Origin of the sequence: Rhodococcus sp. Leaf278 (assembly GCF_001426085.1) — a bacterium.
In the GTDB taxonomy this organism is placed as follows: domain Bacteria; phylum Actinomycetota; class Actinomycetes; order Mycobacteriales; family Mycobacteriaceae; genus Rhodococcoides.
In genome coordinates this window covers 175,370-190,481 of sequence record NZ_LMRR01000041.1, presented here as the reverse complement: position 1 = coordinate 190,481, position 15,112 = coordinate 175,370, and the positions used below count along the sequence as shown (strand labels likewise).

Here is a 15,112-nt window from a genome sequence, read left to right as displayed (position 1 = left end):
CGTTGCGGCCGGTAATGGTCGGCCGCGACATTCGTAGGTCCGTCTGTATCCCGTCGGGGGTACTTCACAACAGGAGTAGCTATGGACGCATTCATCGCCAAGATCATCGTCGACGTCATCCTCGGACTCATCGGCAGCGGAAGCGCCGAGAGCGGAACAACCGCGGTGAGCGCTTTCCTCGGTTCCTGACGCCAGGGGCTGCGCCGGTGGTGTACCGGCGCAGCCTGCCCGAGTTCTGCGCCGCAGAGAGCTCCGGCTGCCGGTTCGGCTGCTACCGATCCTGGCCCCGACATAGGTGGGGCCTCCTGAATGCGCGCCATTGCCGGCGGTAGAGAATCTGCTACGTGCAGAGAAGTCGACTGTGGATCGCCGGGGCACTCGGACTGGCGCTTACCGCCGTGCTCGTCGCAGGACCACTGAAGAAGCCGGCGCTGACGGTCCGCAACGCGCATTGCTTCGGGTGGAGCGTCAACGACACCGGCCTGCGATTGGTGACGCTGGGAGATTCCATGGCGCAAGGGAATTCCCGCGTCGAGTGGGGAATTCACGGCAACACGGCATGGTATTCGTACCTCGTATGCGGCGACGCGTCCCCCGCTGCAGGTGGTGGAAATTTCGGAATCAACGGCGCGACGACGACGCAGATACTCGCGCGAACCGACGATGCGCTGGCCGCGAACCCTGACATCCTCGTCGTCAACGGCGGCACCAACGACCTGGCCAGATCGGTGCCGCTGCCCCAGATCGTCGACAACTTGCGTGCCATCCTCGAGCGAGCGCGCGAAGTGGACACTGTCGTGATCGCGACGGTGCCGTCGGCGCGCACAGTCAGCGCCGACGAGCTGAACGCAGACATTCGAGCGCTCGCTGCCGAGCACGGCGTACCCGTCGCGGAGTTCGCACCACTGCTCGATCGGCCCGGTGCCACATTCGACGGTGTGCACCCCACGGCGAACACTGCCGCCGAGATGGCGGCCGAGGTCGCCTCAGCGGTAGGAATCGCGAGTATCTGAGCTCGGAATGGACGGCACTCGCCCCTAAGTCCGGACCTGAGGGTTCAGGATCGTCCGTCGGGCGCGGGATCCCGCCGAATGGCGTCGATGGTGACGAGGTACCCCTTCAGAGGCGACCCTCGTGGATTGCGAGGATGGCCAGAGCGACCACGGCAATCGTAAGGATTATCAAGAGCGCCAATTGAATTGGATGTGTCGAGCCTGGCGGTCGAACCCCGTTCGGACCCCTCTTCTGGAGCATGTCACAGACTGTAGGCCACCTCTTCGGATTGTGCACAGGATAGGTGGTACAAAGTGAGCGACTCGCACATGTGTTCGATCAAGCGTATCGTTGTTCTCGGCGGAGCTGGGAGGGAAGCCCGGCTTCGCCGCCCAATCTGTGCACAGCTCCCGCGAAGTGGACGGTGATCCGATGGACGACGTAATGCGCAAAGTCAAGGAGCTCGAAGCCCTGGTGGTGGAGCTGGAGGCGCTGGATCGCCGGCGCGTCGGACTGGGGGACCGCCTGGTGGATCTCGAGCACTTCTTCCGCAGAGCCGGATGCCCCGAATTGTCCCAGCAAGCGCTCGACGCGTTTGTGGTCACATACGCCGGCCGGGTGCTCGAGTTGGCCGACGGCATGCGGGGCTAGTCCCTGCCTCGGTAAGTTCACGACTTCGCAGACCAGGCGGTTTCGTCTGTGGTTGACTTGTCGATCCAGGTCGGGACACGAGGAAAGCCGCACTTCAAAGTGAACAGTCTTCGCCAGTGGTGGTCGCTTCCGGTCGACTACGGGTGGAACGTCGCATACGCACGGTCGCAACGCGGACTGTCCATCACCAGGGTTCTCATCGGAGTCTTCTGCTGGCTGTACGGCACCGCCGCGGCGATCGCGCTGACCATTCCGGGGCTCGGCGAGAGCACCCTCGGTCGCTGGATCCTGTGGTTCACCGTGATCACGACGTTTCCGGTGGGCGCGGCCTGGTTGATCGGTGGCTGGCCGAGCTGGCAGATGTCGATCGCCTTCGTCTTGTACGCCGATATCGTGCTCGCCGCGGTGCTGCTCACCACCGAAGAACCGTCCATGGTGTTGCCCATGGCTGCTTTGTTCACCGTCATGGGCAGCTACATCGTGGGATTTCACGGACCGAAACTGTTCACCGCACATCATGTGTTCGCACTGTTCACTACGGGCGCGCTCTACGTCTCGGCCTTGATGGACGGCCCGGAGCAGCGTCTGCAGACCACTCTTTACCTGATCATGCTGATCTTGGTGATGTTCTCGGCCCCGTTGATCTGCCACTCGTTCCTCATGCTGCTGCGCCGAGACGCCGCCGGCGCGTTCTACGACCCACTCACCGGACTGCAGAACCGGCGGGGATTCGACGCGGCGATCGGCAACCTGGAGATTCGATCCGGTTCGGACGTATCGGTGGCCGCCGTGGTGATCGACGTCGACAATTTCAAAGCGGTCAACGATCGGTACGGCCACGAGCACGGCGACGTGGCGATCCGAACGACCGCGAGCCGCATTCTGGAGGTGTTCCCCGCGCCGGCGGTTACGGTTCGGCTCGGCGGCGAAGAGTTCGCGGTGGTCTGCGTGGACAGCCTCGACTCGGTTATCGAACAATCCGAGCGCTTGCGAATCCGACTGTCCGACAAAACCGATCGAGCACCGTTGACCGCGTCGTTGGGTATCGCCCACGTGGTTGTCGAGGTCGGAGACATCGAGTTCGGCATCAGCGAATTGTTGGGCCGCGCCGACGAAGCGATGTACCAGGCGAAGCGACTCGGTGGTGATCGCGTGGCTGTCCACGGGAACGACTCGTCGTCGCACCGAGCCGTCGACGAACTCAACTGACAGCGTCGATCGGTTCCGCACTCGGAACCGATCGACGCTGCGAGTCGGTGTTGCTTGTTCTAGCGAGCCACCTCGGCTGCGATCGCAGACTGCGTTCCGACGTCGAAGACCGGGTTGGTCAGATGCACGTCGAGGGTATTGCCGGGGCCGGCGATGATGGCGTTGAGCACCGAGGTGAATGCGCCACAGTTCTGGAACTGCGGAATCGTGTAGGTGCCCTTCACATGTGAGTCGGTCTGGTTGTTCTGGATCAGATCGATCGCATCGAGCGAACCGGTCAGGTTGGCCGTGGTTTCCGCAGTGACGCAATTGGCACCTGCGGGAATCAGGTCGAGCGAGGCGGACCCTGCCGATCCGGTGTCGATGCCCAGCGGCTTCACCGAGTCGATGCGAATTTTGAAGCTCTGCTCCACATCGAGATCCAATGTGGGTGCCTCAGCGGGTCCGCCTTGGACGAGGGTGCCCGAGACCGGGGTCGCGTCGATGATCGAAATGGTGAACTTGGCGAGCGTGGCGGGGCCGAGTTTCAGGTTCGCCGATGCCTGGGGGAGGGCAAGCGAACCGGTGACGGTTCCGCCGACCAGGTCGACGTCGGTCACCAGGTCGGTGGTCGGGAAGATGACCGGCTGACCGGTTTTGGCGATGATCGTCGTCGTGTCTGCCTGAAAGGTGATGGGAAGCGTGTCGGCAGCGTTGGCCGGCGCAGCCACCATCGTTGCCAGTGCGACGGATGATGCCAGCGCCGCCATGGTGACGACAGACTTGTTGCGGATCTTCACGTGGGTTCCTTATCGCTGATGGGTTGTTTTTCGGACGAGTTCGAGCGTCAGGACAGGGTGAACGCCGGATTCGGCTGGACCGACAGGCTGTTGACGGTGCAGTTACCGGACATCGGCTGGTTGGTCGACGTCAGAGTGTTGGTCATGTTGTCGAACGAACCGGCCAGCGTGGCCGGGCCGCAGTTGTACCCGACCAGCGAAAAGCCCACGTTGGATACTTCGCCGGTAGTGGCGCTGGTGGGAGTGAGGGTCCACGGCAGGTTCTTCAATTGGGGCAGGTTGCACAGACGATTGGAACCGCTGATCTTGGCGTCGGTGATGGATGCCGACGAGCCGTCGGCGCTGGTGGTACCGATGAGATCGATGGAGCAACTCACCGGTACTCCGAACGAGGCCGGGGTGCTCACGACGATTGTTCCGGGTGCTGAGAAGGCGGTGCCGGCAGGCGAGATGGTTGCGGCACCGGCGCTGGCAGCCCCGACCGTCGCACCCGTGATGGCAACGGCGGCGAGTACGGCGGCGAGTGTACGAGAGCGGGTCGGCGGGGTGAGCGTCATCGATCGATCCTCCAAGTCCAGTTAACGACTCCGGAGCCCTCCGAGGGCAGCCGGTGGCACCGGAACTCCGGTAGCCAGGAAGGACGTTAGGACGGCGAAGCGTATGTCGGAATTGTTTCATTTGAATCTTGTGACAAATAACAATACGGGCGGTATGTTTGTTGTATGCCATGGTAACGAAACTGGGCTCGAATCTCGAAAGTCCACTCCATCACGGGTTTTCGTCCCGGTTTGTCGTCGACGACGCGGTCGAGAGGGCACGTCCGCCGAGTGCGTTGCCCGTTATCGGATCGTTATGTGAAGTTACCCAAACGAGATAGTCGCGACGTCCTCCGTGACACCTCCGTCGACCAGTCTCGTGAGGGCGAGCAGAAGCTGCTGGAAACGATGTTTGAAATGTCGATCTACCCCCATCGGACAGGGGGTGATTTTCCGTGTCAAACTGTGGTGTGACGTTCGCGCTGGCCGAAGCAGGATCCGCAGTCGACACGGACACGGGAGAGTTGACGGTGCAGCCGTATTTCGCCCCGGTCTGTCGGCTGGATAATGGCGCTCTCGCAGCGATCGAGGTGCAGCTGCGTGGGCCGGAGGGCGGTCCCCTCGCCTCGGCCGACGCGCTCAAGCGCGCGGCGAGGGCCATGGATGCCAAACGTGAACTCGACGCCCTGGCCTGGAGAGTCGCTCGACGCGAGCAGTCGGTGCGACTGCCGATGCTCGTGTCGATGGATGTCGGCTCGCTCGCCGCTATCGACTCCGCCACCGAAGAGCAACTCCGCCGAGACATCGTGGTCGTCACGGAAGCAGCTCTCGTGGACAGCCCGGCTCGTACTCTCGCGTCGATCGACAAGGCCCGGCGCGACGGCAAAGTTGTCGCCGTCGACGACGTCGGCCGCCGACCACAATCGATGACGCTGCTCCCGCTCATCGAACCGGACGTGATCATCCTCGCGGAAACCATGGTGTCCACACGCCCCGACGTGTCGACCGCGCGCACTGCCCACGCAGTCTCCGCTCAGGTCGAACGAACGGGCGCGGTGGTTGTCGCCAGCGGAGTCGATACAGCGCTGCATCGCAGCCGCGCACTGGGACTCGGCGCGACGTACGGGGTGGGCGAGCTCTACCCGGCCGCGCAATCGACCGAGGAGCTGCCGGCCGATGCCGCCGAGGTGATGCCGCCATTCCCCACGTGGAGCACGCCGGCATCAGCGCTGGAGTCGCCGTACGCCATCGCGGCCGCAGGCAAGATCGCCACGCGAAGCACCAAACGCCTACTGGTTGCGATGAGCACGTCTCTCGAGATGCAGGCTGCATCGGCGGGACCGGAAACGTTGATACTCGGCACTTTTCAGAGGGCCGAGCACTTCACTCCCACCACCCGCGCACGCTGGGTGTCGATGGCCGAGCAGATCTCCTATGCCGGCGTGTACGGCGTAGGTATGGGGTACGTGCAAGAAGGCGGCATCGTGCATGCACCTATCGATCCGGCGGACTCACTCGTCGAGGAGTGGAACGTGGTGGTGCTCGGGCCGCACTTCTGCGGAGTGCTCGCTGCAATCGACCTGCACCGCGGCGAGGCCGACGCAGACCGTGAATTCGACTACGTCATGTCGTACGACCGAGCGACCGTAGTCCGTTGTGCGCGTGCGATTCTCGCGCGTTTCTGACATACCCCCGATGGTGTCGCCGGAAGGGATGTTTCGGGCGGCCATGGCAGGGCATACCGCACAGCAGGTAATGAAGTAGTCCGGACTGCAGCATTGCTCAGGCCCCGTGCGTTGAAAAAACAGCGTACGGGGTCGCCTGAACAATCAGCTTTCGGTCGAGGCCTCGTCCACCAATTCCTGCGCGATATCGCGGAGTTTGCGATTGGTGCCCTGCGATCGGTCCACGAGCAGAGAAAATGCCGCGTCGGCGTCGATGCGATGCGTTGCCATCAACATTCCCTTGGCCTGTTCTATCGGTGCTCGCTGCGACAGTGCCCTCTGGACATCATCCGACAGCCCGAGGTGGGTAACGTGCGCTGCGATCATGCAAGCATTGTTGCGCGCTTGGCTGCGACGCAGGTCAAGCCCGAGAAGACACACCGAATTCGCGTCGAACAGAGCTGCGGCCGTTACTGAGTTCGTAGCTTTTCGTGACCGCTGCGTTATCGAACGACTGCCTTGATCAGGCGGCGGGATTCGACAGAGGGCGCCCGATCAGGAACTCGAGAGTGCGGTACGCATCGGTCCGGCGACCGTTGCTCGCATTGTCGTGGTATGCGGCACCGGCGACGACAACGCCGACCGGAATGCGACCCGACTCGATATCGCGCGCCGTTTGCTCCGCGCAGTTACGCAACACCGGGCAATCGGCGCACAGTCGCCATGCCTTTTCTGCGCGCTTGCGTCCGTGCCGGGGAAGTTGTTGCGAGTCGTAGGCATCCATGTCTTCGATGCACGCACCCTTGAGGCGCCAGACCTGGTCATCTGTCATCGTCATGATCCGTTTCGCGTCGTGCCGATCGTTCCACGTCCTCTGTTCCCCGTCTCGATCAACTCGAAACACCCAAATGCCTTGCGCCGCCGCAGGCCCGCGGGTCAGGCAGGACGGCGAGCGACAAACCGGGATGCAACGGCCGCCGCCGCGATGGTCACCAGAGCTCCGAGCACGATGGCCGGGCCCTCACCGGGAGCCAGAACGCCGCTCTGCGCGCCGAGAGTCACTGCCGAAACCGGAACGCCGAGTTGGGCTGCCGCGAGTATCCCAAGTCCAACGGGCTGGCCGGTCAGACGCATCGCACCGTGCACCGCGATTGCACCCAGTCCCAGCACCATCATGCTGGGGTAGCTGCCGAGGGCGCGGTCGAGGGACGCGCCGAGCCACACGAAATACAGTGTTCCCAGGAACCCTTCGGTGATGGCGAACAGCAGCACGAGGTCGAGGCGCAATTCGAGCGCGAACTTACGCTGGGCGGACACATGATGGACGCGGCGGCGCAGTCCGTTGAGGTCGAAATGACGCAGGACGACGAACATCGCGCCGGCGCGGAAATGCCAGCAGGGGGCCGAACAATCCCACCCCGGCACACAGGGCAAGCGTCTCGAAGGTCATGCGACCGCGATGACGTCAGGCAGAGTTCGGTGTGGGGCGTCGACTCGACGGCATTACCGCGAGGGGTGGTTTCGTGCCTGCATGAAGTCTTTCCAGTCACTGTCCCAGTGCCGCATGCGAACCCGGTCACCGGCCACCGTGGTGAAGTAAACCAGGAATCCGACGAAGACCGCACCGAGAACCCACACGAACATTGCCGTGGAGGCACCGTTGATGACTGCACCGACCGCACTGACGGGCGCAGGCACGAGGTTTCCGTTCGCGTCGCACCAGATGGGAGTGGTCTCCCCGATCTGCACGTCCGAGGGAACCTCGGTCGACTCCGAGCGAATGGACCCGTTCGGAGCACTCCACTGCACTGTCGCGATGCCGGTGGCAAGCGTCGTGCTGTCGCTGCCGGTACCCGTGGACTGCACAGCGTCGATCACTCGGGCGTCGGCCCGAACGTATTCTGCCCGTTGCTGTTGCGAGCGCAGCGACAGGTCGCTGTAGGTCACCGATCCTATCGTCGCAGCGACCGGTATCAGTAACAGAAGGACCGCGACACCGAGGACGAAGGCTGTTCGTTCGATCCTGTCGGGCAGTCGCATCAGCGGATTGGTGGACCAAGGACCTTGGCGCCACCAGCGGTGCGCGAGTTGTGCGTGCATGCCGTCACCTACCCCTCACCGCCGTGTGTTCGGCGTCGATTACGAGTCTCCGACGCCGTGCACCGGAAAGTAAGGGCACAAGGTCCCGATACGTCGACGGCTACCCACCGTTCCGGCTCGACATGGGGCCGGACGACGGCGAGATCAGCTCAGAAAAGCCGCGTCGATGGCGACGTACCCGGCCACGGCGAACACCAGGTAGGCGAACAGGCGTTGCAGCCGTGCGGTATCGACCCGGGTTCCGAAGTGCGCGGCCACGAGGGAGCCGACGACTGCGGTGCCCGCGAACGCAAAGGTGATCGACCAATCGATGGTCGTGCCGCTCAGGTGTGAGAACAGGCCTGCGACAGAGTTGGCAACGATGATGACCAACGAGGTGCCGACCGCGACAGACATCTCTATCCCGAGCATCAGCACCAGCACTGGGATGATGAGGAAGCCGCCCCCAACGCCGAACAGCCCCGTCATGAATCCGACAGCAAGGCCGGCCGGAATCGACCGCGGAGCGCAGTGTCTCCAGTTGATGCCCGATGCCGATGTCTTGCAAGCTGTTCCGATATCTCCTCGCTCGGCGAGCATCCGGGCTCCGGCGGCAACCATCACGGCGGCGAAGCCGAGCAGCAAGATCCTCTCCGGAAGCAACCGGCCGAGTGCGCTGCCGGCGAAGGTCGCTGGAATGCCGGTCGCAGCGAACACTGCCGCCAGCCGCCATTCGACGCGGCGGGCTCGCAGCTTCGGTATCACTCCCACCGCCGACGCCGCACCGACGACGATAAGCGAGACGGGGATCGCTTCCTCCACGCCGAGGCCCAGGGTGAACACCAACACCGGGACCGCAAGAATGGATCCGCCTCCACCGAGTAGGCCGAGGAGAATCCCGATCACTGCGCCGAACCCGAGCGCGAGCCCCAATGTCATCGTTCTCTCCAATCGATGGTGTGATCCTATACCCCCAGGGGTACTTGACATACCCTAGGGGGTATTGCACACTGTGTCTACCGCCCCGTGAAACGCGCTCGGCGACAGCAGGATGGAGGGAACCGTGATCCTCGAGCAGTACTACCTCGAATGTCTTTCCCACGCTTCGTATCTGATCGGTGACGAGACCACTGGACGTGCGATCGTCGTCGATCCGCGTCGCGACATCGCCGAGTATCTCGACGACGCCGCCAAGTACGGACTCACCATCGAAGGGGTCGTCAACACTCACTTCCACGCCGACTTCGTTTCGGGCCATCTCGAACTGGTCGACGCGACCGGTGCCTGGATCGGCTTCGGCGAGGCCGCCGAGACCGACTACCCGATCCGGCGACTGCGCGACGGGGTGCGGTTGTCCCTCGGTGACGTCGAACTCGAAATCCTCTCGACGCCCGGTCACACCTGGGAGTCGATCTCGGTGCTGGTTCGGGAGCGCCCCGATGTGACACCCACCGCCGTCCTGACCGGTGATTCCCTCTTCATCGGCGATGTCGGACGACCCGATCTGGTGAACCTGGGGGACGGATCCACCGCCGACCTCGCCCGAGCGATGTACCGCACAGTGCACAACACGCTGCTGGCGTTGCCGGACGACGTCGTTGTCATGCCCGCTCATGGAGCCGGGTCGTCCTGTGGGAAGAACCTGTCCACCGAGCTGACCTCGACCATCGGTGAACAGCGCGCGAGCAACCCGTCGGTGCAACCGATGACCGAGGATGCCTTCGTCGCGCTCGTGACCGACGGCCAACCGGCGGCACCGTCGTACTTCTCCGCCGACGCAGCCATGAACAAGCAGGTGCACCCACTGCTGTCACCGAGCCGCACGATCCCCGCGCTGACACCACAGGCAGTGAAGGCCGAGCTGGTTTCCGGCACACGAGTGCTCGACGCACGAAGTGTGGACGACTTCGCTGCCGGCCATCTGCGCGGATCGATCAACGTGGGGTTCGACGGTCGCTTCGCCGAAACCGGCGGCATGGTCGCGGAGGTCGGTGGCCGCATCGTGCTCATCGCATATCCGGGCGAAGAGCAGGAGGCAGCACTGCGGTTGGCCCGCATCGGATCCGATAACGTGACCGGATACCTCGGAATCGGCCGTGATGGTGCGTTTCCAGCCGAGCTCGCGACATTGGTCGTGGCAGCACCGCGCACCACGGTCGAGCAGCTCGACGTGATGCTCGCTGCGGACGACGTGACACTCATCGACATTCGCAACCCCGGTGAGCGCGACTTCGGCACGATACCGGGGGCGAACCCGATCCCGCTGGCCCAGTTGCGAACTCGCCTCGATCAGGTGCCGACCGGCAAGCCGATCGTGATGCACTGCGCCGGAGGATGGCGTTCGAGCGTGGCCGCATCCTTGCTCCGAGCACAGGGATTCGAGGACGTCTCGGATTTGCTCGGCGGATACAACGCCTGGGCCGACGCTCACGTTCCGGCCTGACTTTCGACCGACTTTTTACCAGGAGGATTCTCATGTGTTACCCCGTCACCTGCAAGAAATGCCACAAGACCGGCTGGGGCGGTTGCGGCAAACATGTCGACTCGGTTATGCGTACGGTTGCTGCATCCGATCGCTGCACCTGCAGTGAGGATTCGACGCCGCCCATGAAGGAGCGCCGAAGCATGCGGTCGTTGTTCGGTCGCTGAATCGCCCGGCCCAGCAGGGACCTTGTGCCCTAGTTCGCGCATGGCGCCGCGACCAAGCTGAACAGATGATGCCTACGACTCGAGTGCTCACCGTGCAGAATCGCCGATGGCCTTGGCTCGGTGCCGTCTGTGGAGGCGTGTCGATCAATGCGTTCGGTGGTGCGATCGGGTTCGCCTCGGGTGCAATCGATCTGAGTCCCGACCTACAATCCGGGTGGCCCGTGACGCTCACAGCACTCTCGCTGGTGCTGATCGTCGGAATTCCTATGGGGCTTGCTGCCGCGTCTGCCTTCGCGGGCGGCGGACGGTCGGGTCCGATGGCCCACATCTCCGGCGTGCTCCTCGTGGCGTGGATTGTCGTGCAAACGGCCGTCACCGGTGAAACGAGTTGGCTGCATGGATCGTTCGGTGTGCTGGGGCTCGTCATCGCTCTCTGCGGATGGCGGATGACGGTTGCCGCGGGCGAGTCCGCGCATCTGGTATCGGACGACGCATGAGAGTACTGATCTGCACCGCGGGTCGGCATGGAGCGACCGACACCCTGGGCCAGGAAATGGCTCGAGTCTTCGAACACGATGGAGTCGACGTCGATATACGTGTACCGGAATCCGTGATCCGGGTGGACGGCTACGACGCGCTGATCATCGGCAGCGCCGTCTACTCCGATCGCTGGCTTCCGGCTGCGAAGGCTCTGGTCGACAGGGTATCGAGGTCGCCCCATCCGCCCGTGTGGCTGTTTTCCTGTGGGCCGCTGCATTCGAGCGACCGGCCGGTCAACGTCACCTCCGACGCCGCGCACGCAGCAGAGCAGTTGCATTGCGTCGCGCACCGAACGTTTCCCGGGAAGCTGGATCCCGAAGGGCTGTCAGCGGGGGAACGCCAGATCTTCGACAACTCCGGCGCGGTAGCCGGAGACTTTCGTGACTGGGTTGGCGTGTGCGATTGGGCTCGAGAGATCCTTGCCTGTCTCACGGCTGGGACGCCGGGCTCGTGACCTTCATGGAAGTGCCTGCACCGACACGCTGAGCGGACGGGCAGACGTGCTCGTGAATCTCTGCCGCCAACTGTGCCACCGATTCGGTCAAGACGGTATTCGCTTCGATCATGTCCTGCAGCAGTGCAGTATTCGAAAGTGTATGTACGGCAACCTCACTGCTCACCGAGTCCGCGCGTTTGGCCGAGATCAGCAGAATCGCACCCTGCAGTCCTGCGATCATCGACAGGAATAGGTTGAGCAGGATGAAAGGGTACGGATCGAATCCGTCGTTCTGGTTGAACACGGCCCACAGCGCCATCACGCCCAGGAACAGGAAGACGAACGGCCAGGAGCCCATTCCGTTTCGGACGTAATCCGCCGCACGCTCACCGGTGGTCAGTGCATCACCGGTTCGAACGCCCGGATGTCTTCGCCACAGGTTCATCGCTCGCAGGTCTTCGATCGGGAGTGTGCAGCAGTATCCATGCTGCCGAGTGTCGTCCAGGTCATCGACGAGCGCGAGGGGCGAAAGCCCCTGCTTTCCAGACCTTTCGACTCCCGACCCGCCGGTTCGGGATACGTCCCGAACCGGCGGTGACTTCCGGCCCTACATGTCGAACGCCGCAGCGCCGACCATCGACAATGTGCATTGCTCGATCGTCGAGAACGGCATTGGATTCGATAGTTGGAGGTAGTCCACGATGAAAGCTGCTGTTGTCACCGAGTTCGGCGGACCCCTGGTCGTCAAGGACATCCCGATCCCGACACCCGCACCCGAGCAGGTGCTGGTGAAGATGGAGACCTGCGGGGTCTGTCACACCGATATCCATGCTGCGCAGGGGGATTGGCCGGCCAAGCCGACCCTGCCGTTCGTTCCCGGCCACGAAGGCGTCGGAGTGATCGAAGCGGTCGGGGCGCAGGTCTCCAAGGACAGAATCGGTGAGCGGGTCGCCATCGCGTGGCTCGGTTCGGCGTGCGGTGAATGCGATCACTGTGTGTCCGGTTGGGAGACACTGTGCGAGAAGCAGCAGAACAGCGGTTACTCCGTCGACGGGGCGTACGCCGAATACGCTGTGGCCCATGCGAAGTATGTTGTTCGCGTACCCGACAGCGTCTCCTCGTTCGACGCTGCCCCGCTGACCTGTGCCGGCGTGACCACATACAAGGCCGTCAAGGTCGGCGGCGTCACACCGGCGCAGCGCGTGGCCATCTTCGGCGTCGGCGGACTGGGGCACTTGGCCGTGCAGTACGCCAAGATCGCGGGCGGATTCGTCACCGCTGTCGACATCGAGGACGAGAAACTGGAATTAGCGAAAGAACTCGGCGCAGACCACACCGTCAATTCGGCAACGACCGATCCGGTGGCGGCCATCCAGGAGCTCGGCGGTGCCGACGTCGCCATCGTGTTGGCCGTCATCCCCAGCGTCTTCGACCAGGCCTTCCGGTCACTGCGCCGCGGAGGTCGGCTGGTGTGTGTGTCGATGCCTGCGCACGGGGAGTTGTCGCTACCGATCTTCGAGACGGTGGTCGGCGGAATCTCGGTACTCGGCTCGATCGTCGGCACCAGGAAGGATCTGCGCGAGGTGTTCGCACTGCACGAGGCCGGGCGGACGACGGTATCGGCAGTCTCGCGCAAACTCGACGAGGTCAACGACTGCTTCGACGACCTGATGGCCGGACGCGTCACCGCACGGCAGGTGTTCGAGTTCTAGCACGTTCGAGTTCGTGGATCAGATCTCGGGGAGACGGATTCGCCGTGAGACGGGTCAGGCGGACCGCGGCGCGGTTGCGGTCAGTGCTCGGCAGATGGTGCCGGCCCATTCGTCGGTTGCAGCGCGTGACCTGTCGTCCCCGTAGTCGGCGTTGACCATTCGTACCACGGCTCGCTCGAACCCCGACAGCATCGAGCGATCCAGCTTTCCGCCGAACACCTTGTGCTCGATCGCCCATGGGGCGTTGCTCCACTTCGATTTCTTCTCGGACGAGGCACTTTCTCCGATCGGCCCACTGGAGAACAACCACACGGGTCTGGTCTCGAGTTCGGGTTGCTCGCGAGCGACCAGTGATCGGGCATCGCCGAGCCAGCGGCCCAGGTAGACGCCGCTGCCGATGACGACGGCGTCGTACTCGGCGATGCTGTCCACATCGGCGGCGTCACGCACATCGACCGTCGCGGATGGGGCGGTGTCGGCCAGCCGCGCGACCATCGCCGAACCCAGCCACTGCCCGAGTTCACGGGTGGAACCATGACGGCTTGCCGTCGCAATCAGGATGCGCACGACGCACCTTCTTTCGCGGTGTCGAGGCTTGTCAGCAATGAAGCTGTTCGGTGAGTCGATCCACGCACGTCCGGTACTGGCCGAAGTCGATCTCCCCGCGGACATACATCCATCATGTCCTCGGGTGTCGAGTGGTGCGCGCGAACAGAGACGGTGATATCCGATCGGCTCATGCACACAGCGTGATCGGCTCGGCTGGGCCGTCGTAGGGCATTAGGACCTTCGCGGGTGGCCGAACGGCATTTTCCGGTCGGGCGCTGTCACGTTATGGCACGGTTGGTGACAGCGGCGATTCGACCGGGCGACGGTACGACGGTGACCGGGCAGTGCGCTCGCGTCAGCACCGACCGGCTGGTCGAGCCGAGCATCATTTCCGCGTAGCCGCCGCGCCCATGACTACCGATCATCACCAGTTGAGCACCTTGAGCGTGATCGAGCAGTGCCTGCACCGGCTTGTCCTTGACCACCACGGGCCGCACCGACACCGTCGGATGGCGCTGCGTGTGCGGCTCGAGCAGTCGCGCCAAGTGATCTGCAGCGGCGCGTCGATTGTCCGGCCATTCCAGTCCGCGTATTGGGAAACCGATCGACAGATCCGCGTCCGACCAGGCGTGCACTGCAGTCAGCGATGCCGATCGAACATCTGCCTCCTCGAACGCCGACGTCACTGCCGCAGCGCTCGCCTTGGTGCCGTCGACACCCACGACCACCGGATGGATCACGTGGTCGACACTGCTGTCGCCAGACCAGCCACGCACCACCGTGACCGGGCATCGAGCATGAGTGGTCACAGCGAACCCGATCGAGCCCAGTGACCGTTGCTCGGTGCCCCCGAGCCCCCGCGTGGCAATGACCACCATCCGGGCCGTCGCCGACAGTTCGAGCAATGTGGACACCGGAGACTGTTCGGACGAGACCGTATCGATGGTGACCGCCGTCGTCCCGCGACTCGCAGTCGCCCGAGCCTCGTCCAGAATTCTGTCGGTTTCCGATCGGGCCTGGTGCACCACGGCATCGGGAAGGACGCCCAACCCGGTCAAGACCTCGGGCAGCGACATCGCCGACACGACAAGCAGATCGGACAGATGCAATCGTGCGTCGAGAACGGCCCAACGCACCGCGTCCAGAGCCGCAGCCGAACCGTCGACCCCGACGACGGTCGGAAGTGAACCCATCGAGTGACCTCCTCGGTCGTGTGTCGGATCCTTCATCAGACCCCTCGCTCAGCATCGGGCGCGGCAGCACAACAACACCGACACAAAGGACTTCGGTCACCTGTTTCGATGACGAAAGGTCC

At 63.6% G+C, this 15,112-nt stretch carries 18 protein-coding genes; 8 read left to right on the top strand and 10 right to left on the bottom strand.

What is annotated here, in order from left to right:
* Window positions 1-344: 344 nt before the first annotated feature.
* The 3 genes from ASG84_RS21305 to ASG84_RS21295 all read left to right on the top strand — a co-directional run bounded on the left by ASG84_RS21305 (window position 345) and on the right by ASG84_RS21295 (window position 2,853).
* Window positions 345-1,013: an SGNH/GDSL hydrolase family protein gene (locus ASG84_RS21305; protein ID WP_082521124.1), complete on the top strand. Its 669-nt coding sequence runs from the start codon at window positions 345-347 to the stop codon at window positions 1,011-1,013.
* A gap of 412 nt (window positions 1,014-1,425) precedes the next feature.
* Window positions 1,426-1,644 carry a hypothetical protein gene (locus ASG84_RS21300; RefSeq protein WP_156399647.1) on the top strand — a complete coding sequence of 73 codons (219 nt, stop codon included), beginning with the start codon at window positions 1,426-1,428 and terminating at the stop codon, window positions 1,642-1,644.
* A 99-nt stretch (window positions 1,645-1,743) separates the two neighbouring features.
* Window positions 1,744-2,853, top strand: a complete 1,110-nt coding sequence (locus tag ASG84_RS21295; RefSeq protein WP_057478973.1) for a GGDEF domain-containing protein — start codon at window positions 1,744-1,746, stop codon at window positions 2,851-2,853.
* A gap of 59 nt (window positions 2,854-2,912) precedes the next feature.
* On the opposite strand, the gene ASG84_RS21290 is transcribed toward ASG84_RS21295, so the two are convergent.
* Entirely contained in the window at window positions 2,913-3,632 is a 720-nt protein-coding gene (locus tag ASG84_RS21290; protein ID WP_057478972.1) for a hypothetical protein, read from the bottom strand.
* Window positions 3,633-3,679: 47 nt separating this feature from the next.
* Window positions 3,680-4,189: an alkane oxidation protein activator PraA gene (gene praA, locus ASG84_RS21285; protein WP_082521123.1), complete on the bottom strand. Its 510-nt coding sequence runs from the start codon at window positions 4,187-4,189 to the stop codon at window positions 3,680-3,682.
* A gap of 434 nt (window positions 4,190-4,623) precedes the next feature.
* Here praA and ASG84_RS21280 point away from each other — a divergent pair, with 434 nt between their 5' ends.
* Window positions 4,624-5,853 carry an EAL domain-containing protein gene (locus ASG84_RS21280; protein ID WP_235581771.1) on the top strand — a complete coding sequence of 410 codons (1,230 nt, stop codon included), beginning with the start codon at window positions 4,624-4,626 and terminating at the stop codon, window positions 5,851-5,853.
* Between the two features lie 144 nt (window positions 5,854-5,997).
* On the opposite strand, the gene ASG84_RS27170 is transcribed toward ASG84_RS21280, so the two are convergent.
* The 5 genes from ASG84_RS27170 to ASG84_RS21260 all read right to left on the bottom strand — a co-directional run bounded on the left by ASG84_RS27170 (window position 5,998) and on the right by ASG84_RS21260 (window position 8,850).
* Entirely contained in the window at window positions 5,998-6,219 is a 222-nt protein-coding gene (locus ASG84_RS27170) for an ANTAR domain-containing protein (protein ID WP_082521122.1), read from the bottom strand.
* 136 nt (window positions 6,220-6,355) lie between these two features.
* Complete coding sequence (locus tag ASG84_RS21275) at window positions 6,356-6,664, bottom strand: WhiB family transcriptional regulator (RefSeq protein WP_037193923.1); 309 nt, start codon at window positions 6,662-6,664, stop codon at window positions 6,356-6,358.
* 104 nt (window positions 6,665-6,768) lie between these two features.
* The gene (locus tag ASG84_RS21270; protein ID WP_156399646.1) at window positions 6,769-7,257 is read right to left on the bottom strand and encodes a hypothetical protein; all 489 of its coding nucleotides are present in this window, start codon (window positions 7,255-7,257) and stop codon (window positions 6,769-6,771) included.
* Window positions 7,258-7,335: 78 nt separating this feature from the next.
* Window positions 7,336-7,932 (bottom strand): Rv1733c family protein, encoded by a 597-nt coding sequence (locus ASG84_RS21265; RefSeq protein WP_057478968.1) that lies wholly within the window; start codon window positions 7,930-7,932, stop codon window positions 7,336-7,338.
* 144 nt (window positions 7,933-8,076) lie between these two features.
* Window positions 8,077-8,850 carry a sulfite exporter TauE/SafE family protein gene (locus ASG84_RS21260; RefSeq protein WP_057478967.1) on the bottom strand — a complete coding sequence of 258 codons (774 nt, stop codon included), beginning with the start codon at window positions 8,848-8,850 and terminating at the stop codon, window positions 8,077-8,079.
* A gap of 124 nt (window positions 8,851-8,974) precedes the next feature.
* Here ASG84_RS21260 and ASG84_RS21255 point away from each other — a divergent pair, with 124 nt between their 5' ends.
* The 3 genes from ASG84_RS21255 (at window position 8,975) to ASG84_RS21245 (ending at window position 11,554) form a co-directional block, all read left to right on the top strand.
* On the top strand, window positions 8,975-10,354 hold the full coding sequence (locus ASG84_RS21255; RefSeq protein ID WP_057479076.1) for a rhodanese-like domain-containing protein: 1,380 nt from the start codon (window positions 8,975-8,977) through the stop codon (window positions 10,352-10,354).
* A 271-nt stretch (window positions 10,355-10,625) separates the two neighbouring features.
* The gene (locus ASG84_RS21250; RefSeq protein WP_156399645.1) at window positions 10,626-11,057 is read left to right on the top strand and encodes a hypothetical protein; all 432 of its coding nucleotides are present in this window, start codon (window positions 10,626-10,628) and stop codon (window positions 11,055-11,057) included.
* Window positions 11,054-11,554, top strand: coding sequence for a flavodoxin domain-containing protein (locus tag ASG84_RS21245; RefSeq protein ID WP_057478965.1), 501 nt, complete (start codon window positions 11,054-11,056; stop codon window positions 11,552-11,554). Before ASG84_RS21250 ends, ASG84_RS21245 begins: the two co-directional genes overlap by 4 nt.
* On the opposite strand, the gene ASG84_RS21240 is transcribed toward ASG84_RS21245, so the two are convergent.
* Window positions 11,529-11,981 (bottom strand): DUF1003 domain-containing protein, encoded by a 453-nt coding sequence (locus ASG84_RS21240; protein ID WP_057478964.1) that lies wholly within the window; start codon window positions 11,979-11,981, stop codon window positions 11,529-11,531. The two genes, ASG84_RS21245 and ASG84_RS21240, sit on opposite strands and share 26 nt — an antisense overlap.
* 256 nt (window positions 11,982-12,237) lie before the next feature.
* Here ASG84_RS21240 and adhP point away from each other — a divergent pair, with 256 nt between their 5' ends.
* The gene (gene adhP, locus ASG84_RS21235; RefSeq protein ID WP_057478963.1) at window positions 12,238-13,248 is read left to right on the top strand and encodes an alcohol dehydrogenase AdhP; all 1,011 of its coding nucleotides are present in this window, start codon (window positions 12,238-12,240) and stop codon (window positions 13,246-13,248) included.
* 54 nt (window positions 13,249-13,302) lie between these two features.
* On the opposite strand, the gene ASG84_RS21230 is transcribed toward adhP, so the two are convergent.
* Complete coding sequence (locus ASG84_RS21230) at window positions 13,303-13,815, bottom strand: flavodoxin domain-containing protein (protein WP_057478962.1); 513 nt, start codon at window positions 13,813-13,815, stop codon at window positions 13,303-13,305.
* A 260-nt stretch (window positions 13,816-14,075) separates the two neighbouring features.
* A complete protein-coding gene (locus tag ASG84_RS21225) occupies window positions 14,076-14,990 on the bottom strand; it encodes a universal stress protein (RefSeq protein ID WP_162248366.1) in 915 nt (304 codons plus the stop codon).
* Window positions 14,991-15,112 lie beyond the last annotated feature (122 nt).